At 65.8% G+C, this 20,577-nt stretch carries 18 protein-coding genes, 1 tRNA gene and 1 riboswitch; of the genes, 8 read left to right on the top strand and 11 right to left on the bottom strand.

Annotated features, from left to right (window positions below; all coding sequences use genetic code 11):
- Positions 1-30: 30 nt before the first annotated feature.
- The 3 genes from M3I53_RS17305 to ribB all read left to right on the top strand — a co-directional run bounded on the left by M3I53_RS17305 (position 31) and on the right by ribB (position 3,346).
- Positions 31-1,218 carry an MFS transporter gene (locus tag M3I53_RS17305; RefSeq protein WP_254317111.1) on the top strand — a complete coding sequence of 396 codons (1,188 nt, stop codon included), beginning with the start codon at positions 31-33 and terminating at the stop codon, positions 1,216-1,218.
- Between the two features lie 202 nt (positions 1,219-1,420).
- Positions 1,421-2,167 (top strand): helix-turn-helix domain-containing protein, encoded by a 747-nt coding sequence (locus M3I53_RS17300; RefSeq protein ID WP_254317110.1) that lies wholly within the window; start codon positions 1,421-1,423, stop codon positions 2,165-2,167.
- A 113-nt stretch (positions 2,168-2,280) separates the two neighbouring features.
- A riboswitch (FMN riboswitch) is annotated at positions 2,281-2,454 on the top strand.
- 163 nt (positions 2,455-2,617) lie between these two features.
- Positions 2,618-3,346 carry a 3,4-dihydroxy-2-butanone-4-phosphate synthase gene (ribB, locus tag M3I53_RS17295; protein ID WP_254317109.1) on the top strand — a complete coding sequence of 243 codons (729 nt, stop codon included), beginning with the start codon at positions 2,618-2,620 and terminating at the stop codon, positions 3,344-3,346.
- 11 nt (positions 3,347-3,357) lie between these two features.
- On the opposite strand, the gene M3I53_RS17290 is transcribed toward ribB, so the two are convergent.
- Positions 3,358-4,044, bottom strand: coding sequence for an HAD family phosphatase (locus tag M3I53_RS17290; protein ID WP_254317108.1), 687 nt, complete (start codon positions 4,042-4,044; stop codon positions 3,358-3,360).
- Between the two features lie 141 nt (positions 4,045-4,185).
- Positions 4,186-5,721, bottom strand: a complete 1,536-nt coding sequence (glpK, locus tag M3I53_RS17285) for a glycerol kinase GlpK (RefSeq protein WP_254317107.1) — start codon at positions 5,719-5,721, stop codon at positions 4,186-4,188.
- Positions 5,722-5,931: 210 nt separating this feature from the next.
- Here glpK and M3I53_RS17280 point away from each other — a divergent pair, with 210 nt between their 5' ends.
- Positions 5,932-6,309, top strand: a complete 378-nt coding sequence (locus M3I53_RS17280) for a hypothetical protein (protein WP_254317106.1) — start codon at positions 5,932-5,934, stop codon at positions 6,307-6,309.
- A gap of 258 nt (positions 6,310-6,567) precedes the next feature.
- Here the strand turns inward: M3I53_RS17280 and M3I53_RS17275 are convergent, their stop codons facing one another.
- Positions 6,568-6,765: a hypothetical protein gene (locus M3I53_RS17275; protein WP_028205977.1), complete on the bottom strand. Its 198-nt coding sequence runs from the start codon at positions 6,763-6,765 to the stop codon at positions 6,568-6,570.
- 627 nt (positions 6,766-7,392) lie between these two features.
- On the opposite strand from M3I53_RS17275, the gene M3I53_RS17270 reads away from it, so the two are divergent.
- The gene (locus tag M3I53_RS17270; RefSeq protein ID WP_309249527.1) at positions 7,393-8,226 is read left to right on the top strand and encodes a ferritin-like domain-containing protein; all 834 of its coding nucleotides are present in this window, start codon (positions 7,393-7,395) and stop codon (positions 8,224-8,226) included.
- A gap of 62 nt (positions 8,227-8,288) precedes the next feature.
- Here the strand turns inward: M3I53_RS17270 and M3I53_RS17265 are convergent, their stop codons facing one another.
- The 4 genes from M3I53_RS17265 to M3I53_RS17250 all read right to left on the bottom strand — a co-directional run bounded on the left by M3I53_RS17265 (position 8,289) and on the right by M3I53_RS17250 (position 13,231).
- Positions 8,289-9,950: a DEAD/DEAH box helicase gene (locus M3I53_RS17265; protein WP_254317105.1), complete on the bottom strand. Its 1,662-nt coding sequence runs from the start codon at positions 9,948-9,950 to the stop codon at positions 8,289-8,291.
- Between the two features lie 257 nt (positions 9,951-10,207).
- Positions 10,208-10,828: a hemolysin III family protein gene (locus M3I53_RS17260; RefSeq protein WP_254317104.1), complete on the bottom strand. Its 621-nt coding sequence runs from the start codon at positions 10,826-10,828 to the stop codon at positions 10,208-10,210.
- Positions 10,829-11,145: 317 nt separating this feature from the next.
- Positions 11,146-12,441, bottom strand: coding sequence for a cytochrome c (locus M3I53_RS17255; protein WP_254317103.1), 1,296 nt, complete (start codon positions 12,439-12,441; stop codon positions 11,146-11,148).
- Positions 12,442-12,463: 22 nt separating this feature from the next.
- Entirely contained in the window at positions 12,464-13,231 is a 768-nt protein-coding gene (locus M3I53_RS17250) for a c-type cytochrome (RefSeq protein WP_254317102.1), read from the bottom strand.
- Between the two features lie 631 nt (positions 13,232-13,862).
- Between M3I53_RS17250 and M3I53_RS17245 the strand changes: the two genes are divergently transcribed.
- Positions 13,863-14,789 carry a CopD family protein gene (locus M3I53_RS17245; RefSeq protein WP_254317101.1) on the top strand — a complete coding sequence of 309 codons (927 nt, stop codon included), beginning with the start codon at positions 13,863-13,865 and terminating at the stop codon, positions 14,787-14,789.
- A gap of 17 nt (positions 14,790-14,806) precedes the next feature.
- Here the strand turns inward: M3I53_RS17245 and M3I53_RS17240 are convergent, their stop codons facing one another.
- Entirely contained in the window at positions 14,807-15,106 is a 300-nt protein-coding gene (locus tag M3I53_RS17240) for a hypothetical protein (RefSeq protein ID WP_254317153.1), read from the bottom strand.
- 284 nt (positions 15,107-15,390) lie between these two features.
- The gene (gene dgoD, locus M3I53_RS17235; protein WP_254317100.1) at positions 15,391-16,539 is read right to left on the bottom strand and encodes a galactonate dehydratase; all 1,149 of its coding nucleotides are present in this window, start codon (positions 16,537-16,539) and stop codon (positions 15,391-15,393) included.
- A gap of 73 nt (positions 16,540-16,612) precedes the next feature.
- Here dgoD and M3I53_RS17230 point away from each other — a divergent pair, with 73 nt between their 5' ends.
- Together M3I53_RS17230 and M3I53_RS17225 are read left to right on the top strand one after the other, a co-directional pair.
- The gene (locus M3I53_RS17230; protein WP_254317099.1) at positions 16,613-17,368 is read left to right on the top strand and encodes a FadR/GntR family transcriptional regulator; all 756 of its coding nucleotides are present in this window, start codon (positions 16,613-16,615) and stop codon (positions 17,366-17,368) included.
- A 174-nt stretch (positions 17,369-17,542) separates the two neighbouring features.
- Positions 17,543-18,559, top strand: coding sequence for a sensor domain-containing diguanylate cyclase (locus M3I53_RS17225; protein ID WP_254317098.1), 1,017 nt, complete (start codon positions 17,543-17,545; stop codon positions 18,557-18,559).
- 100 nt (positions 18,560-18,659) lie between these two features.
- On the opposite strand, the gene M3I53_RS17220 is transcribed toward M3I53_RS17225, so the two are convergent.
- Both M3I53_RS17220 and M3I53_RS17215 read right to left on the bottom strand, forming a co-directional pair.
- Positions 18,660-18,736, bottom strand: a tRNA-Met gene (locus tag M3I53_RS17220).
- 111 nt (positions 18,737-18,847) lie between these two features.
- A complete protein-coding gene (locus tag M3I53_RS17215; protein ID WP_254317097.1) occupies positions 18,848-20,506 on the bottom strand; it encodes an MFS transporter in 1,659 nt (552 codons plus the stop codon).
- Between the last annotated feature and the right edge of the window lie 71 nt (positions 20,507-20,577).

Here is a 20,577-nt window from a genome sequence, read left to right as displayed (position 1 = left end):
TTGAATCCAGGCTGATTTTCGGAGATTTCGATGCCTATCCCCTTGCTCGCGCTGGCCATCAGCGCTTTTGCCATCGGCACCACCGAGTTCCTCATCATGGGCCTGTTGCCCGATGTGGCGCGCGATCTGCATGTGACGATTCCCGCCGCGGGTCTGCTCGTGACCGGCTATGCGCTCGGCGTGGCGGCCGGCGCGCCGCTGCTTGCCGCGCTGACGAGCCGCATGCCGCGCAAGCTCGCGCTGCAGCTGTTGATGGGCGTGTTCATCGTCGGCAACGTCATGTGCGCGGTCGCGTCGAACTATTCGCTGCTGATGGTCGCGCGCGTCGTCGCATCGTTCGCGCACGGCTCGTTCTTCGGCATCGGCGCCGTGGTGGCCGCCTCGCTCGTGCCGCCGGAAAAGCGCGCGAGCGCCATCGCGCTGATGTTCACGGGGCTCACGCTCGCCACTGTGCTGGGCGTGCCGTTTGGCACCGCCATTGGCCAGCAGTTCGGCTGGCGCGTTGCGTTCTGGATCGTGAGCGGCCTTGGCGTGATCTCGCTCGCCGGCGTGACGGCTCTGGTGCCCAACCATCACGACAGCGGTCCGGCCGGGCTCGGCCACGAAGTGCGCGTGCTGCGCGACCCGCAGGTGTGGCTCGCGCTCGGCATGACGGTGCTGGGCTTCGGCGGCGTGTTCGTCGTGTTCACCTACATCGCGCCGATTCTCGAACAGGTGGGCGGCTTCTCGCCGCGCGGCGTGACGCTGATGCTCGTGCTGTTCGGCGTGGGTCTGACGCTTGGCAACACCCTGGGCGGCAAGCTCGCGGACCGCGCGCTGATGCCTTCGCTGATGGGCATTCTCGTGGTGCTCGCCGTGGTCATGGCCATCTTCACGAAGACGAGCCACGCCGCGTGGCCCGCCGCGATCACCGTATTCGTGTGGGGCATCGCCGCGTTCGCGACCGTGCCGCCGCTGCAGATGCGTGTGGTCGCGAAAGCCGCGGCGGCGCCGAATCTCGCTTCGACGCTGAACATCGGCGCGTTCAACGTGGGGAACGCAATGGGCGCGTGGATGGGCGGCCTCGCGATTGCGCACGGCGTGGCGCTCGACTCGTTGCCGTGGGTGGCCGCGGCCGTCTCGGTGGCGGCGCTCGTGCTCACATGGGCGGCGGCGCGGCTCGATACGCGCGCCGTACCGCTGCGCGACGCGCACGTGGCGGCGCGGCAGAATACGTGAGCGCCTGACGAGGGCAATGCGCAAGGCCGTGCAGAAGGCAGCGCGCCTTATGCGCAGGGCGCGAAAGCAATCCACGATTCGCGCTCTGCAATGCTGATAACAGTGTGAAGATAACTTCGTTGGGCGCGGCAAATCGCGATGCTAGTCTTGCCTCCATTCATGCTCTTGCGCCGCAATGACGCGGCGCTGCCTGGAGGCAGCCATGCATTCACCCCTCGCGCTCGTACGCGATGCACAACCCGATATTGCGCACACCGAAGGATCTTACGAGACGCTTGAACATCTCGTGGGCGTCAACCTCGCCCGGCTGCGCGCCGAACGCCAGCTTTCGCTCGATGCGCTCGCACGCGCCTCCGGTGTCTCGCGCGCGATGCTCGCTCAAGTCGAGTCGGCGCGCAGCGTGCCGTCGATCAAGGTGCTGTGCAAGGTGGCGGCGGCGCTCAAGGTCTCGGTTTCGGCATTCCTGCGGCGGCATGCCGTGAACGGCTTCGAGCATTTGCCCGCCGAGCGGGCGTCGCGCCTCGTTTCCGCCGACGGCCGTTATTCGGCACGCGCGCTCTATCCGGAAGGGGAGCCGGCCGCCGCCGAATTCCACGAACTTCGCATCGCGCCGCTGCACACCGAGCCCGGCGCGCGCCGCCCGCCCGGCACGACGGTGAACCTCGTGGTGAGCGAGGGCACGCTCGAAGTGAGCGTGCACGACCGGCCCCAGCTGCTCGCCACCGGCGACGCAATCGTGTTCGACGCCGACCAGCCGCACAGCTTGCGCAACCCGGGCGACACCGAGGCGCGCGTGTTTCGCGTGACGCTCAACGCGGAGACGCCGCCGCGTTGGGACGTGCCGGCCGGGACGGCGGTCGGCGAAGTGGGATCGGCAGCCGAAGCGGTCAGGACGGTCGAGGCGGGCGAGGCAGTCGCAGTCGCAGCCGTGGCGGCGCAGCCGGCATGAGTCGTGTCGCATCGTCGAGAAAATTCTCTAGTCGCACTTTTTTGCGCTGCACAGTTGTGCAGCCTGTTGTATCCTTTGCCCGCCGGTTAAATCAGGTAATAAGCCGGTAATCAGTGCGTCTTCAGGGCGGGGTGAAATTCCCCACCGGCGGTATGCCGGCCGCGCCGCAAGGCAAGGCCGACAAGCCCGCGAGCGCCTGCGCGAGCCTCATTGTGTCGTGCGCAGGGTCAGCAGATCTGGTGCGAAGCCAGAGCCGACGGTCATAGTCCGGATGAAAGAAGATGTGCAGATGGTCATGTTTGCCCATCCGCCGCGGCGTTTCGGCCGATGTGTGTGCGTCCCCATTTTCGGGGCGCGCCGCATCCGTGCGAATCACGCGTGCCGGGGATTCCTGTCTGTTTGCAATGCCCTGAAACGTTTTTCGCCTAACTCTCGCGAGGAGCGTTTCACATGTCCCTTACTGCCAGTACCCCTCTCGCTTCATCCCAGGGCGCGCCGCTCGACGCCGCCGCCGATCTCCCGTTCATCGATTCCGAGCCGGTGCCCCCGCGCATTGCCGCCGCGTTGCAAGCCATGCGCGAAGGCCGCCCGGTCGTGCTGCAGGATGACCACGACCGCGAGGACGAGGCAGATCTGATCGTCGCCGCCGAACGCCTCTCGCCCGAAACGATGGCGCTCTTCATCCGCGAATGCAGCGGCATCGTCTGCCTGTGTCTGTCTGACGAAAAGGTGCGCGCGCTCGAACTGCCGCCGATGGCGGCCCACAACGAGAGCCGCAACCGCACCGCGTTCACGGTCTCGATCGAGGCGCGCGACGGCGTGAGCACGGGCGTTTCGGCAGCCGACCGCGTGACGACGATCCGCGCCGCGATCGCCCCGGACGCCAAGCCTGCCGATATCGTGCGCCCCGGCCACGTGTTTCCGCTGCGCGCGCAGAAGGGCGGCGTGCTGGCGCGCCGCGGCCATACCGAAGGCACCGTGGATCTGGCGGTGCTCGCGGGTCTTGCGCCGGCCGGCGTCCTGTGCGAGCTGATGAACCCGGATGGCACGATGGCGCGCGGCAAGCAGGTCGACGACTTCGCGAAGCTGCACGATCTGCCGGTGCTTTCGATTGCCGAGCTGGTGGCGTTTCGCGAGTCGCTCGCCGTGGCGCGCGAGCGCTGCGCCGAGCCGGCCTGAGGCGCGCAGTCTTACGACTGCACGTCGCCGAATTCGCCGCGCACGCCGGCCTCGACGAGCGCCGGCAGTTCTTCCATGTGCGCCATGATGCGCGTGATGCCCATCTCGCGCAGCACATCGGCGTAGCCCGAAGGAATGTGGCTCGCGCCTACGAACGCAATCGTCTTCATGCCTGCCGCACGCGCGGCGTTCAAACCCGAAATGCTGTCTTCGACGACGATGCAGCGCGCCGGCTCCACGCCGAGCTGCTTCGCTGCATGCAGGTACACGTCCGGATAAGGCTTGGGCCGCGCGACCTGCTCGGCGCTGAAGATGCGATTGCCGAAGATCGTGTCGAGCCCGGCGCGCCGCACCGAAGCGTGCACGCGCGTGAGCCGGCTGTTCGAAACGACCGCGGCAGGAAGCGTCACCCGGCGCAAGGCGTCGCGCACGCCGTTGATCGGGCTCACCGATTCGGCAATGGCGGCTTCGCAACGATGTTCGATGGTCTCGAGAAAGTCCTTGGGCATCGTGAGGTCGAAGCGCGCGGCGACGTCGGTGAGAAAGCGCGAGGTCTGCTGGCCGAACGCCGCATTCACGGCGGCGTGAAAATCGATGCCGGGAAAGGTACTGCTGAGCGAGTCGAAAAGAACGCGGTCGGCGATAACTTCGCTGTCGACGAGCACGCCGTCACAGTCGCAGATGAGATGGTCGATCATGCGTGAAACGAGAGGCCGGCCAGCGCGCGGCCAGCGGTCAGTGGCCGGTGCGTGCGCCTGAGCCAGGCAGGCGGCAAGGTGGAAACTCCCATCATACGTGCTTTTGCTTTTTGCACGCAGCGCACTGGCGGCCTGCGAGGCTCAGCCGTCGTCCATTGTGTCTGCCTCGCGGGTGTCGGCCCATGCTTTTGCCGCGAGTATCGCGCGCTGCCAGCCGGCCAGGCGCCTTGCCGCATCGTCGCGCGGCGACGAGGGCGTGAAGCGCCGCTCGAGGCTCCAATGCTGCTGGAGTTCGTCGATATCCCGCCAGAACCCCACCGCGAGCCCGGCCAGATATCCCGCGCCCAGCGCGGTGCTCTCGCTCGAGCGCGGCCGCAGCACGTTTGCGCCCAGCAGATCGGCCTGGAACTGCATGAGCAGATCGTTTGCGCTGGCGCCGCCATCCACGCGCAGCTCGTTCACGCGCATGCCGGAATCGGCCTCCATGGCGGCGAGCACGTCGAACGACTGATAGGCGATCGAGTCGAGCGCCGCGCGTGCGATATGCGCCGCGGTCGTGCCGCGCGTGAGCCCGAACAGCGTGCCGCGCGCGTGCGCGTTCCAGTGCGGCGCGCCGAGGCCGGCGAACGCGGGCACGAGGTACACGCCGTCGCTGTGCGGCACGCTCGCCGCGAGCGGTTCGATTTCCGCTGCGCTGCGGATGATGCCGAGCCCGTCGCGCAGCCATTGCACCACCGCGCCAGCGATAAAGATGCTGCCCTCCAGCGCGTATTGCGTTTGTCCGAGCGCTTGCCACGCGATGGTCGTGACGAGGTTGTGGCTCGACTCGACGGGCTGCGCGCCGGTATTCATCACGAGAAAGCAGCCGGTGCCGTAGGTGTTCTTCACCATGCCGGGGCGCATGCACATCTGCCCGAAGAGCGCCGCATGCTGGTCGCCGGCCACGCCGGCAAGCGGGATTTCGGCGGCGAAGAGCGACGCCGCCGTGCGCGCATAGACCTCCGACGACGAACGCACCTCCGGCAGCATGCTGCGCGGAATCTCGAAGAGCGCGAGCAGGTCGTCGTCCCAGCGCAGCGTGTGGATGTCGAACAGCATCGTGCGCGCCGCGTTGGTGACGTCGGTGGCGTGCAGCGCGCCGCGCGTGAAGTGCCACAGCAGCCAGCTGTCCACGGTGCCGAATGCGAGCCGGCCCGCGCGCGCTTTTTCGCGCGCGCCCTCGACGTGATCGAGAATCCAGCGGAGTTTGGTGGCCGAAAAGTACGCGTCGATCGGCAGGCCAGTTTTCGCGCGCACCATCGGCTCGAGGCCGCGCGCTTTCAGTTCGTCGCAATAGCCGGCCGTGCGGCGGTCCTGCCAGACGATCGCGTTGTACACGGGGTGACCCGTTGCACGGTCCCACACGATGGTCGTTTCGCGCTGGTTCGTGATGCCGATGCCCGCAATCGCGGCGGCCCCGACGCCCGCGCGCGTGAGCGTTTCCGCCGCGACGCCCGCCTGGCTCGACCAGATGTCGCGCGGGTCATGCTCGACCCAGCCGGGCCGCGGGTAAAGTTGTGCGAACTCCTTCTGCGCGAGCGCGACGATTGCGCCGCTGCGTTCGAGCAGCAGGGCGCGCGAACTCGTCGTGCCCTGGTCCAGCGCGAGGATGTACGAATCGGCGTGCGACTGAGGCATCGTGCAGTCTCCCTGGAGGGGGCGCGGCGGTACGCGCGTCGACCGGCGCGCAACGAGGCACGCGGCATCGGACCCAGCATAGCCCGAAAGCGAGTTGCGCTCGATTCGGCGCAACGGAACGGCAAGGGCGCCGCCAGTGCGGCGCGGTGCGACAATAACCGGGTCGGGATGCAGACGTTCCAACCAGTCGAAAACGATAACGAGGCAATCATGCGTGCAATTGCAATGATCGGTGCAGCCGTGCTGCTCGCGGGGTGCGTGGGCGCGCCGCCGGGCCCGGAAGGCGGGGGGCGCGCGCCGTCGCTCGCCGCTTTGCAGCAGATGTGCGGCGGCCAGGCGGTCGATTTCGGTGCCTATGCGCCGGGCGTCTACGCGGCCATTTTCGACGCGTGGGTCGCCAATCGGCGCGGCAGGCTGCCCCAGGAGCAGTTTTGCAGCTTCCAGGCTCAACTCGCGCAGCAATACACCACGCTCGGCAAGAGCGGCAACGGCGAGTCGCGGGGCGAGTGGGTGAACTTCCTCAATGCGCAGCGCGCCCAGGCGCTGAGCTGGCGCTCGGCGGTCGACCCCACGCTGCGAGCCGGGTAGGCGAACAGGCGGATCGTGCCGCGTCAGGGTGCGTGCATTCGCGCGTGCGAGGACGCATGCGCAAAAAAATGGTCACGCGGGCATGAAGCGCGCGGGTCCGCGTGACCATGCACTGCAGGCGCGTGCGTCTACTGCCGTGCGCCTGCATCGGGGACGTGCCCGACCAGGTCGGGCTCGCGGACGATCCATGCATCCGCGCAAATCGATAAAGGGCAATGGAGCCTGTGGCTGCGCGGGTACTCGACCCGCGGGATCAGGCTACGAACACCGTTTGATGGCGCGCAACGCAGAGTCGCCGATTTCGGTTAGTCGCCATTGCTGAAGGCCGGATGCGAGGCGCTCCAGTTGGACGAGCTGTCGTTCGAGCAAGGCGTCCAGTTCTTCTCGCTCCATGTCGAGCTGGTTGGGGGCGTCCTGTACTAGCAGCAGGGTGGCGAATTCATGCGGACTCAGCATCGTTCTCTCCGTGTTGCCGCATCAGAGGTCGCCGGTTGCGGCCCGCAGGGCGGCGCAGCGACAGACATGCGGTGGTATGAGCGAAAGCCTGCGACGGTGCAGATCGACTGGCTGGAGGGACCGGCCGCCCGGGCCGCCTGTGCGCGGCCAAAACGACGTCCAGCCCGGGATCTACCTCGGGGAACTGGAGTGTAGTCAACGCCGTTGCGTTGTACAAACCACGCCCCGAAAATATTCCCTTTGACATTCGAGCCCGCACGCAGCGGTGGTGCGAGCGGCCTGGATTCGCGAAATCACTTGAGGTTCGTGCCGCAGCGCGGCACACAGCGCGCATAGCCGCTTCGAAACGCGACGCATCGAACACAGGTACGCCCTGCGGGTATTGCGATTGCGCGTCGGTGGGTGATCGTCACATGACGTAACGCGAAGAGGGTGTTTATTCCCGGAACTGCGGGAACCCGGCCCGGTCTGTGCTTTGTGACTGCAGCTACGCGAAAGTACAGCTAAGATGGAAATAGGGATGGCTTGTAACGTTCGCCACGCCTAATGGCAGTTCGCCGGGCCTCGAGCTTCCGGCCGGGCGCCGCGCGTCGTGAGCGTAGAACGCCGCTTCGGGAGTAGGACACAATGTGTAACGACAATGAGCCTCGCCATGTGATGCCCTGGCGCATCGAAGACATCGATCTCTCACGTATCGACCGTCAACGCGCCGCCGCCAACGAAGACCTGATGCTGCTCCTCGCCGCCTCTTCGTTCATTGAAAGCGGTTCCGACCTATACACGAGCAACCTGAACGTGTTCTTCAACGGCGACCCCGAGGTCTCCGAGTGGCTCAACCGCGAATGGGAGCCCGAGGAGCTTCAGCACGGACGCGCGCTGAAGACGTACATCCAGTACGTGTGGCCCGAGTTCGACTGGGAGGCGGCGTTTCAGACCTTTATCGAAGAGTATTCGAAGACCTGTTCGTTCGAGGAGTTCGAGAAAACGCGCGCGCTCGAGATGGTCGCTCGCTGCGTGGTCGAAACCGGCACCGCCACGCTCTACCGCGCGATCGGCGAGTATTCGGATGAGCCCGTGCTCAAGGAAATCACCGACAACATTCGCAGCGACGAAGTGCGCCACTACAAGCACTTTTTCCGCTATTTCAAGAAGTACAACCAGATAGAAGGTCACGGGCGTCTCGCCGTGCTCGGCGCGCTCATGCGCCGTGTGATGGAGATCAAGAACGAAGATTCCGAGATTGCGCTGCGTCATGTGTACGCGGGCCGCTACCCCGACCGAGTGCGCGACGAGGCCTATAGCCGCGAACTCACTGCGCGCGTGAACAGGCTGGTGCGCCACAACCTTTCCGCCGACATGTGCGTGAAGATGCTGCTCAAACCGCTCAACCTGCCCGCGAAGATCCGGCCCGGAGTGCACTATCCGCTCGCGAAGATCACGCAACACGTCTTCTTCCGCTAGGACATCGACCCGCGAAAAAAAGCCCGCTGCTGGAGCGGGCTTTTTCGTTGCGGACGCGAAGGTCAGCGATCGCGCTGGCCGTTGCCGTCGCGGCGCGAATTGCCGCCCGGGCGGCCGCCGAGCAGCGCGCCCGGGTTGCCTTGCGGATTGCGTTGTTGCGTGCGGCCCAGTGCGCTCTCGTGCGAAACGCCGCGCTGGGTTTCGCGACGCGTATGCTCGCCGCGTGCGCCTTGTGCGCCATGATTCGCGCCTTGCTGTTTCACGGGCTTGGCCGTGCGCACGCCGCCGCCGTTCGAGGCCGGCTTGGCCGGGCGCTGGCCGCCGTTGCCGCCACCGTTGGCTGCCTGCGCGCGGTTGCCGTCGCGGCCACCTTCGCGCTTGCTTTCCCGGCCACCTTCACGAACACCGCTGCGCGGTTCACGCGGTTCACGCGGTTCACGCGCTTCTCGCGCCTGCGCGGGCCGGCCGCCGTTCGTGGCATTGGCGCCATTCGACGCACCACGGCCCTGGCCTTGGCCTTGCCCCTGCCGTGGCGCGCGCCCCTGGGGCTGGCTGCGGCGCTGGATCGGCTCAGGCTTCGCGTTCGGGTCCGGCTCGAAGCCTGCAATGACCTCCTGGGGCACCGCGCGCTTGATGAGCTTCTCGATGTCCTTGAGCAACTGATGCTCGTCCACGCACACGAGGGACACGGCTTCGCCGGTCGCGCCCGCGCGGCCCGTGCGGCCGATGCGGTGCACGTAGTCCTCGGGCACGTTCGGCAAATCGTAGTTGACGACGTGCGGAAGCTGGTCGATATCGATCCCGCGCGCGGCAATGTCTGTCGCGACGAGCACCTGGAGCGTGCCGTCCTTGAACTCGCTCAAAGCGCGCGTACGTGCCGACTGGCTCTTGTTGCCGTGAATCGCGAGCGCGCTGATGCCGTCCTTCGTGAGCTGCTCGGCGAGGCGGTTCGCGCCATGTTTGGTGCGCGTGAACACGAGCACCTGAAACCAGTTGTGCTGGCGGATCAGGTGCGTGAGCAGGTCGCGCTTGCGGTCGCGGTCGACGGGATAGATCTTCTGCGCCACGGTTTCGGCCGTGGTGTTGCGGCGCGCGACTTCGATGAGCGCGGGCGAGTCGAGCAGGCTGTCGGCGAGCGCCTTGATCTCATCGGCGAAGGTGGCCGAGAAGAGCAGGTTCTGGCGCTTGGGCGGGAGCTTCGCGAGCACGCGCTTGATGTCGTGGATGAAGCCCATGTCGAGCATGCGGTCGGCTTCGTCGAGCACGAGAATCTCGAGCTGCGAAAGATCGATCGTCTTTTGCTGCATGTGATCGAGCAGGCGCCCGGGCGTCGCGACCACGATATCCACGCCGCGCCTGAGCGCGTCGATTTGCGGATTGATGCCCACGCCGCCGAACATCACCGTGGACCTGAGCTTCAGATACTTGCCGTAGGCGCGCACGCTCTCCTCGACCTGCGCGGCGAGCTCGCGCGTGGGCGTGAGGATCAGCGCGCGCACCACGCGCTTGCCGCCCGCTGCCGGCGCCATGTCCGTGAGGCGTTGCAGGATCGGCAGCGTGAAGCCAGCGGTCTTGCCGGTGCCGGTTTGCGCGCCGGCGAGCAGGTCCCCGCCGCCGAGCACGGCGGGGATCGCTTGCGCCTGGATCGGCGTGGGCGTGCTGTACCCAAGTTCGTTGACTGCGCGGACCAGCGGTTCGGACAAGCCGAGAGAATCGAAAGACATAAACACCTGTTGTATTGCAGTAGCGCGGGCGTCGCTTCGCGGCCCGAAGGCGCGCTGCGCAGCCAAAGCGGTGTTGCCGGGTTCGAATGCGCCCGGTGAAGCCGCTTTTTCGCGTTGTTCGGACGGCGCGCCAGTGCGCGCGCCGCGTTTTTTCTTCATGGAACGGACGGGTCTATCGAGACCCGTCGTCTGGCGTTAAGTTGCATCGTGCGGCCGCGGACACTGCGGCGGCCGTACGATGTCTTCGCATTGACGCGTCAGGCGACGTAGCGCGCGACGCTCACGAATTGACAGACGCTCCCGGCGAGCACGAACAGATGCCAGATTCCATGTCCGTGCCGGATGCGTTCGTCATTGACGAAAAAATAAATGCCGACGCTGTAAATGACGCCGCCGGCCAGCAGCCACGCCGTGCCTGCGGCCGGCAAGGCCTCGATGAGCGGCCGAACCGCCACCACCGCGAGCCAGCCCATCACCACGTAGAGCACCATCGAAAGCACTCTCGTGCGCCGCCCGAGCGTGAGTTCCTGGACGATGCCAAGGGCCGCGAGCCCCCAGCTTACGCCGAAGAGCGACCAGCCCCAGGGTCCACGCAGCGTCACCAGCGTGAACGGAGTATAGCTTCCCGCGATGAGCAGATAGATCGCGGCATGGTCGCACTTTTGCAGCACGGCCTTCAGGCGAATGCCGCGCACGCCGTGATACAGCGTCGAGATCGTGTACAGCGCACACAACATTGCCCCGTATACCGCAAAGCTCACGACCTTATAAGCGTCGTGATTCAGCGCCGCGAGCGTCACGAGCGAGACGAGCCCCGCTACCGACAACATCGCGCCCACGAGGTGAGTAATGCTGTTCAGACGCTCACCGGCGTGCATGACGACCACTCCTTGTTCTTCTTGAGCCAACGCGCGCCGGTGGAACAGTGTTCCACCGCGTGCGGCGCCGTGCTCGAGCGCAGCGTTCAAAACCATACCTGACGGGCCACGGAGCCGTTTTCACCGCACGGCCCCGGCGCCAAATAGCGAAGGGCGCAGCCCGCGCTGTGCGAACTGCGCCCTTATCAGGCAACCGTCACTATAGCAGTAACCACTTGCGTGGGACCGCCGTAAGGGCTGATGCCCTTCCGGCGGCGGACCGCTTTGCATGGGACCCGATTAAGCGCTAAAGACGCTAACCCGGGTCAACGCTGGCGTCAGTCGAGCGGAGACGAGCGCAGGTCCCCGACCTGCTGCGGGGACACCGGCGTGCCCTTGTTGCCCCAGGACATGCGGATGAACGTCACCACCGCCGCGACCTCCTGGTTGGAGAGCGACTGCGCGAACGGCGGCATGCCGAACGGGCGCGGATTGCCCCCCGTGCTCGGCGGATAGCCGCCATTGAGCACCATGCGGATCGGGTTCACGGCCGAATGCATCTGGATCGACTGGTTATTCGCAAGCGGCGGGAAGTTCGGCGGCATGCCCAGACCGTTCTCCGCGTGGCACTTTGCGCACTGGTCATGGTAGATCTTCTGCCCTTGCTGCAAGAGTTCGCCGCCGAACGCTTCCGACGTCTCCATCTGCATGGTTTCGGGCGCTTCCTTCTTCTGCGGGATGGTCTTCAGATACGAGGCCATCGCGTGGATGTCGTCGTCCGAGAGGTATTGCAGGCTGTTGTGGATCACGTCCGCCATCGGGCCGAACACGGCGCCGCGCTCGGACACGCCGGTCTTCAGGAGGCTTGCGATGTCCCTGATGTCCCAGTCGCCGAGGCCGCCTTCGCTGCCCGTGAGCGACGGCGCGTACCAGTTCTGCAGCGGGATCAGGCCGCCCGCGAAGGCCGCCGAGTTGACCGGGCCGCCGACCGCGTTGATCGACGTGTGGCACATGCCGCAGTGGCCGAGGCCTTCGACGAGATACGCGCCGCGGTTCCATTCGACCGACTTGGTCGGATCGGGCTTGTATTCGCCTTCGCGGAAGAACAGCGTACGCCAGCCGATCAGCAGGTTGCGGTTGTTGAACGGGAACTTGAGTTCGTGCGGGCGGCTGGGCACGTTGACCGGCGGGACCGAACGCAAATAGGCGAAGATCGCGTCGGCGTCGGCGCGCGTGACCTTGGTGTAGCTCGCGAACGGGAACGCCGGATAGAGCAGGCTGCCGTCCTTCGAGCGGCCCGTGTGCATGGCGCGATAGAAGTCGTCGGCGCTCCACTTGCCGATACCGTACTGGTCGTCGGGCGTGATGTTCGGGGTGTAGAGCGTGCCGAACGGCGTGGCCATCGGCAGGCCGCCCGCGAACATCTGGCCGCCGCGCACGGTATGGCAGGCGATACAGTCGCCGGCGCGCGCGAGGTACTCACCCTTCTTGATGAGATCGGCCTGGTCGACGGGCGTCGCCGCCTGCGCCGCGCCGTTGTGCAGATAGTGGGTGCCCGACCAGAGCACCGGTACGAGGGCCGCGGCGGCGGCCACGATCACGGCGGAAAGTGCGAACAGGGACTTGCGGTTCATATTGGCTGTCTCCCCCGGCGCCTTATTGCGGTTCGCTGCCGCAGGCAAGCGGCGTCTTGAGTGAGCCAGCCGGCGCCGGCACGGGGTTCTGCGGCGCGCTCTGCGTAGAGAGCCAGGCCGCGACCGCGTTCACGTCTTCGTCAGTGAGGCGCGTGGCGATCTCATGCATGCAGTCGGGCGCCTTCGCATGCCGCGAGCCCGAGCGCCAGGCGCCGATCTGCGCGCTGATGTAATCCAGGTGCAGACCGACCAGACCCGGAATGGCCGGCTCCATGCCGGTGAGCTTCGCACCGTGGCAGGCCGCGCAGGCGGGCACCTGCTTGGCCGGGTCGCCGTGCAGGACGATCTGCTGACCGCGCGCGAGCGTGTCGCTGCCGACCGAAGGCTTCGCGGGCGGCGGGTAGGGCGGCCGCTGCTGCGAGAAGAACGTCGCGATCTCGTGCAGGTAGTCGTCGGAGAGATAGGTGACCAGATAATTCATCGGAGGGTACTTGCGGCGCCCCTCGCGGAAGTTCATTAGCTGGTTGAACAGGTACTCGGCCGGTTTGCCGGCGAGACGCGGGAAGTAGTCGTTGTCGGTGCCCTGCCCGTGCGAGCCGTGGCACGCCGTGCAGCCCTGCACGCGTGAGGCGATCGTGTCCGGGGCTTTGGGCTGCGGCGCGGAGGCCGCCGTCTGGGCATGCGCAGCGCTGAGAACGCCGGTCGTCCCGAGCAAAAGTGCTGCTGCCAGAGGCGCGACGAGCGGAATGAGCGGTCGGAAGATACGTCTTGGGGACACGCGTAACTCCAATCTTTATCGTGGACCTGACCAGGCTTCGAACGGCCTGGCTTCCAGGCTGCGCGCGACGAAAGCAGAAGACCGTGCGCGCTGCGGCGACGCAGCAGATTCTAGCATCGGGAACCCATAGTGACTATTTGCCACATGCGCCACAAGCGCCTTCCGATGGCTTCGAGGCGCCACCGCGACGTGCTTGCGGCCGATCGTCGCGTCGGTGCCGGTTATGATTCTGCACCTGTTCGCCAATCGGTGACACGGGGTTGTCCCGCACCCGCGCCACACTCGGCAAGCCCTCGTTGCCGGCGCATGCATGTCATCATGCCGGGCGCATGCCGCCGCCGCTTCCGGTCTCGCGCTTCGGCTCGATGCTCGCGCATGGAACGCGCATGGAACGCGCATGGAACGCGCGTTGAAGCCGCATCGAGCCCGCATTGAACCGAATGGCGCGGCGGCTATCGAAGCAGGCACCCTTGCTGGACACGCGATGTGATGCGTGTGTGTGTTGCTGTTGCCGTTTTCATGTTGTTTCCTTGCCACTTGTCTCGATGACTCCAATTGCACTTTCCCTATCGTTGCATCAAGCCGACCGATCCCCTTCGCGCGAAGTCCGCGCGACCCGCACCACGCGGGAGGGCGAGGTCCGATGAAAGCTGACTGGCTCTGGATCGGGCAGGTCGCCATGGCGGCCATTGTCAACATCGCCTACGCATTCGCGCTCGGCTCGGCGTTCTATGGCGCGTGGCTCGACAAGGACGGCCGCACGGCCGTCGCGCCCGCGCGCCTCGCATGGCTGCGCGCGCAACGCTCGCTGCGCGCCGCGGCGTTCGTCCTCGTGGCGGCGCTCATCATGTGGATGCTTTACGAGAGCGCGTCGGTCAGCGGCGAACCGTTGCCCAGCGTGTTCGGCGTAGTCGGCACGGTGCTCTCGCAAACGCACGTCGGCCATGCGTGGACCGTCGCGTTCATCGGCGCGCTCGTGCTGCTCGGCTGCGCGTTCGCGGCTTCGAGTGTGGCGCGCGATGGCGTGCTCTGGCTCGCGCTCGTCGCCATCGCCGCGGGGCGCGCGGGGCTCGGGCACGCCGCCGATGCGGGCTTCGCCTCGGCCGCGCTCGGGCTGCACACGCTCCATTTGCTCAGCGCAAGCGCGTGGAGCGGCATCGTCATGGCGGGCGGACTTGCCGTGCTGCCGGCGCTCGGCGCGTCGACTGCACGCGGCGTGTTGATCCGCACGGCGGGCCAGATTTCGAACGTGGCGTTCTTCGCGGTGGGCTTCGTGATCGCGACGGGGGTGTTCGATGCGCTACGCGGCAGCGGCGGCTCGATCGATGCCATCGTGGGCAGCACCTGGGGCCGCGTGCTGATGCTCAAAGCCGTGCTCGTGCTGCTCGCGCTCGCGATGGGCGGCTTCAACCGGCTCGTGGCGATGCCCGAGTTGCGGCGCGCGGCGTCGACAGCTGCGGCGCGCCGTTTCGTCAACGTGATTCATCTCGAGGCGATCGTGATGATCGGCGTGCTGGTAGCCGCCGCCGCGCTCGCGCGCAGCGTGCCGGCCTACGTGTTGCAGGGCTGAAACGTCGTCGCTGCAAGTTATTCGTAGCCGAGCCGGTGACTGAGAATCGGTGAGAAGAAGAGGGCGAGGGCGCAGCCCATGGCGTTGCCTTCCAGTTCCGCGAGCGCGGCCACGGACGAAGGATTGGCGATCAGCGCGATCAGTTGCGGCGCGCACCACAGCGCCGCGGCGCCGATTGCGGCGTGCTCGACCCAGCGAATGCGCCAGCCGCGCGTGAAGGCGATTGCGGCAGCGAACACGCGCAGGAAGCCGAAGGCAACGAGTGCGCCGACGGCGGCTTGTTCGCGGATCAGATAGTCGGGAATCGACGCGTCCATGGCATCCTTTGCAACACCGAAGTTGAGTTGCAAAGGAATCTGCAAGGAGCAGGCCAGTGGGTGGCGCTCGCGCTCGGCGCGTGCCTTCGACAATGGCCGCGCCTTGAGCGGCGCGGCTCTCCATGAACTGGCTGTGTGCGCAAACGACATATGCCGTTCGCGCGTCTCGCGAGCGGGCGCGCCTGAGCGCCCAAAGCCACGCAAAACGTTACGTCGCCGAAACGCGCGGCATCGAGCGCGTCACTTCAAGCTGCGCGCCGCGCGTTTCGGCGTTCATTTGCGTATCACCATTCGGCGACGCTGCCATCCTCGTGACGCCACACCGGATTGCGCCAGCGGTGACCGGTCTTCGCCATTTCGCGCACCTTCTCCTCGTTCACGTCGATGCCGAGACCCGGGCCCTGCGGAATCGAGACGAAGCCGTCTTCGTACTTGAAGACTTCGGGATTCCTGATGTAATCGAGCAGGTCGTTGCCCTTGTTGTAGTGAATGCCGAGGCTCTGCTCCTGGATGAACGCGTTGTAGCTCACCGCGTCGATCTGCAGGCAGGTGGCGAGCGCGATCGGCCCGAGCGGACAATGCAGCGCGAGCGCGACGTCATAGGCTTCGGCCATCGCGGCGATCTTGCGGCACTCGGTGATGCCGCCCGCATGCGAGGCGTCGGGCTGGATGATGTCCACGTAGCCGCCCGCGAGAATGTGCTTGAAATCCCAGCGCGAATACAGACGCTCGCCCAGCGCGATCGGCGTGCTGGTCTGGTTGACGATGTCGCGCAGCGCCTCGACGTTCTCCGAGAGCACGGGCTCCTCGATGAACATGAGCTTGAACGCATCGAGCTCCTTCGCGAGCACCTTCGCCATGGGCTTGTGCACACGGCCATGGAAGTCCACGCCGATGCCGACGTTCGGGCCCACGGCCTCGCGCACGGCCGCGACGTTGTTGATGACGCCCTGAACCTTGTCGAAGGTGTCGATGATCTGCAGTTCTTCCGAGCCGTTCATCTTCACGGCCTTGAAGCCGCGCTCGACTACGGCGCGAGCGTTGTTGGCGACGTCGCTCGGACGGTCGCCGCCGATCCACGAATACACCTTGATCTTGTCGCGCACCTGGCCGCCGAGCAGCGCGTGAACGGGCACGCCATGATGCTTGCCCTTGATGTCCCAGAGCGCCTGATCGACGCCGGCAATGGCGCTCATCGAGATCGGGCCGCCGCGGTAGAAGCCCGCGCGGTACATCACCTGCCAGTGGTCTTCGATGAGGAGCGGGTCCTTGCCGATCAGATAGTCGGCGAGTTCATCGACGGCGGCGGCTACCGTATGCGCGCGGCCTTCGACGATCGGCTCGCCCCAGCCGACGATCCCTTCGTCCGTTTCGATCTTCAGAAAGAGCCAGCGCGGCGGGACGACGAAGGTTTCGAGCCTGGTGATTTTCATGCGGTGTCTCCATGAACTTGAGCGGTAGGGCGGCGCTCGCACCATGCGCGAGCGGCAACGTCTTCAAGGGCACATGCTACTGCAAAATTCGCCTTTAAGTGCTATTAATAGTATTATTTCGCAGCACTTCCCATTATCCAGGAGAACGGCGATTCAACGCGATCTGCACGGCACCGTGACGTACGAACTAGGCAGCGCGATCCTGCGCGGCGACTACCCACCCGCGACGGTCCTGCCGCGCGAGGCCGAACTCATGGCAACGTTCGACGTGAGCCGCACGGTGCTGCGCGAGGCGCTGCGCACGCTTACATCGAAAGGGCTCGTGGAGTCGCGTCCGCGCGTGGGCACGCGGGTGCGTGCGCGTGAAGCGTGGAATCTGCTCGATGCCGACGTGCTCGACTGGTACGCGCGCGTGGCGCCGCCGCTCGCTTTCGCGCTCAAGCTCCAGGAAATGCGCGAGATGATCGAGCCGTTTGCGGCAGGCCTCGCCGCAAACGCGCACGACGCCGATGCGCTTGCCTCGATCGCCGCCGCGCACGAGGCCATGGCCGAGGCGCGCAACGTGGACGAATGGGTGCGCGCCGACCTGCGCTTTCATCTCGCGGTGCTGGGCGCTTGCCGCAACGAATTGCTGGTGCCGCTAGGCACGCTGATCGAGCGCACGCTCGAAGGCCAGTTGCGCGTGAACGCAAAGCGCGCCGAGGTGTTCAACGCTGCGCTGCCCGACCACACCCTTGTGTACGAGGCGATCGCGCAACGCGACGCTTATGCGGCGAGCCGCGCGATGGCGGCGCTGTTGCGCCTCACGCGCGAGCGCATCGAGCGCTGAACGCGTAGGCCTGATGGGTGTACCCGCAACGAATCGCGAAAAACGCCAGCGAATTGCTGATGTAAAACGTTTGCGCTGGCGCAATCAATATCGTTTGCTATGCTTTAGCCCGGTTGAACGGCGCTTTGGCTTTCAGTGCCGTCAGCAAGTCAAAGACAGGCTAACGGTTAAGCGATGAAAAAGAGCGAAGCAAAAGACACGCAACTGGACAATGCAACCCTGCTGGAAATCATCAAGGCGCAGTCGGACATCGCGAAGCTCGGGCTCGATCTCGGCGGCGTGATGGCCTATGTGGCCGAGCGCACCGAGCAGCTCACGCGAGCCCAGGGTGCGGTCGTCGAGCTTGCCGAGGGCGAGGACATGGTCTACCGCGCGGCCTCGGGCAGCGTCGCGAACCTTCTTGGACTGCGCCTCGCGCGCGAAACGAGCCTGTCGGGCATGTGCGTGCGCGAGGGCGAGATCCTGCGCTGCGACGACTCCGAAACCGACCCGCGCGTGGACCGCGAAGCCTGCCGGCGCGCCGGCCTGCGCTCGATGATCGTCACGCCGCTCAAGCATCTCGAGACGACCGTCGGCGTTCTGAAAGTCACGAATTCGGAAGTCGACGCCTTCAAGGACGAGGACATCCGCACGCTCTCGCTGATGTCGGAACTCATCGCCGCGGCCATGTTCCACGCCGCGCGACACGAGACGAGCGAGCTCTATCTGCGCGCGACGCATGACGCGCTCACCGGTCTGCCCAATCGCGCGCTCTTTTACGATCGTCTGCGCCAGTCGGTGGATCTCGCGGTGCGCTCGTCGGGCGGACTTGGCGTGCTCAATCTCGACATGGACGGTCTCAAGCCGATCAACGACCGCTACGGCCATCGCGTCGGCGACGCGGCGATTCGCGAGACCGCGACGCGCATTGCGCGCCACAGCCGCCGCGTGGACACGGCCGCGCGTGTGGGCGGGGACGAGTTCGCTGTGATCCTGCCCGGCATCGCGGGGCGCAGGGACGCCGAGGCGTACAGCCGCCGGCTCGTTGACACCGTCGGCGAGCCGTTCGAGTTCGAAGGACACCGCATCGATCTCGGCGTGAGCGTGGGCGTTGCCATCCTGCCCGAAGACGGCACCGAGATGACGGCGCTGATCGAATACGCGGATCGTTCGATGTACGAAACGAAGCGGGAGCGCAAGCAGATCAGGTGAATGCTGTGGCGGTCTGGCGGGCAGCGGTTCCTCGGCTCGCCAGGCACGCGGAAATGAAAAAAGCCGCTGTCCTTGCGGGACAGCGGCTTTCTTTTGCAACTGGTGGCGAATCAGGGATTCGAACCCCGGACCTGCGGATTATGATTCCGTCGCTCTAACCGGCTGAGCTAATTCGCCGAAGAAAAGGATTATCGCGGTACGGCCTGAGGTTGTCAACCCCCTTCGTCATCTTTTCTGCAAGGAAGGCAGTCGCCGGGCGAGAAGCCCCGCCCGGCGGCGCTCGCAGCCTCAATCCTGCGCGTAGATATCCGAGTCCTTGGTTTCCTTCACGAACAGCATGCCGATCACGAAGGTGCCCAGCGCAATGATGATCGGATACCAGAGGCCCGAGTAGATATCGCCTCGCGCCGCCACGATCGCGAAGGCCGTCGCCGGCAGGAAGCCGCCGAACCAGCCGTTGCCGATGTGATAGGGCAGCGACATCGAGGTGTAGCGGATGCGAGTGGGGAACATTTCCACCAGCATCGCCGCGATCGGTCCGTACACCATGGTCACGAAGATCACGAGGATCGTCAGCATCACCACCGTCATCGGCCAGTTCAGCTGCGCGGGGTCGGCCTTGAGCGGATAGCCCGCCGCTTTCAGCGTGGCTGCGAGCGTCTTCTCGAACTGCGCGCCGGCCTCCTTCGCACCGGGCGCGCGGCCGTCAAACGTGTCGATGGTCGTGTCGCCCACCTTGATCTGCGCGCGCGTGCCTGCCGGGGCGGCCACGTTCTCGTAGTTCAGGCCAGCTTTCGAAAGTGCGCTCTTGGCGATGTCGCACGAGCTCGTGAACTTCGAGGTGCCGACCGGGTTGAACTGGAACGAGCATTCGGCCGGATCCGCGATCACGACGATCGGCGCGCGCTGCGTGGCAGCTTCGAGCGCCGGGTTCGCGTAGTGCGTGATCGCCTTGAAGATCGGGAAGTAGGTGAGCGCCGCGATCAGGCAGCCAGCCATGATGATGGGCTTGCGGCCGATCCTGTCCGACAGCGCGCCGAAGAACAGGAAGAACGGCGTGCCGATCAACAGCGCCAGCGCGATCAGAATGTTGGCGCTCGAGCCGTCAACCTTGAGCGTTTGCGTGAGGAAGAAGAGCGCATAGAACTGGCCCGTGTACCAGACCACGGCCTGGCCGGCAGTGAGGCCGAAGAGGGCGAGCAGCACGACCTTGAGGTTCTTCCACTGGCCGAACGCTTCCTTGATCGGCGCCTTCGAGACCTTGCCTTCCGCCTTGATGCGCTTGAACGCCGGCGATTCGTCGAGCTGCAGACGGATCCACACCGAAACGGCGAGCAGCAGGATCGAGGCGATGAACGGAATGCGCCAGGCCCATGCGGCGAACTGTTCTTCGCCGACAAACGTGCGCACGCCGAGGATCACGAGCAGCGAGAGGAACAGGCCGAGCGTGGCGGTCGTCTGGATCCACGAGGTGTAGAAGCCGCGGCGTCCGGGCGGCGCGTGTTCCGCGACGTAGGTCGCGGCGCCGCCGTACTCGCCGCCGAGCGCGAGACCCTGCAGCAGACGCATGCCGATGAAGATCACCGGCGAGGCAATGCCGATCGACGCATAGCCGGGCAGGAAACCGACCACGAAGGTCGAGATACCCATAATGACGATCGTGACGAGGAACGTGTGCTTGCGGCCTACGAGGTCGCCGAGGCGCCCGAACACGATCGCGCCGAACGGACGCACGGCAAAGCCGGCGGCGAAGCCGAGCAGCGTGAAGATGAAGCCGGCGGTGGGATTGACGCCGGAAAAGAAACTCTTGCTGATGAAGGCCGCAAGCGATCCGGCCAGGTAGAAGTCATACCACTCGAACACGGTGCCGAGCGACGACGCGAAGATCACGCGTTTTTCGTCGCTGGTCATCGGCGCGTGCGAGACTTGTCCGCCAACGGTTGCCATAGATGTCTCCAGTATTGATATGCGTGTGGTCCGTCGGGCAGGCGACTCTTAGACCCGCGGTCCTGCGGAGC

This window comes from Paraburkholderia sp. CNPSo 3272 (assembly GCF_024206495.1).
Lineage (GTDB): Bacteria > Pseudomonadota > Gammaproteobacteria > Burkholderiales > Burkholderiaceae > Paraburkholderia.
Note: the sequence above shows the minus strand (reverse complement) of the source record. Positions and strands in the feature narration are given on the sequence as shown.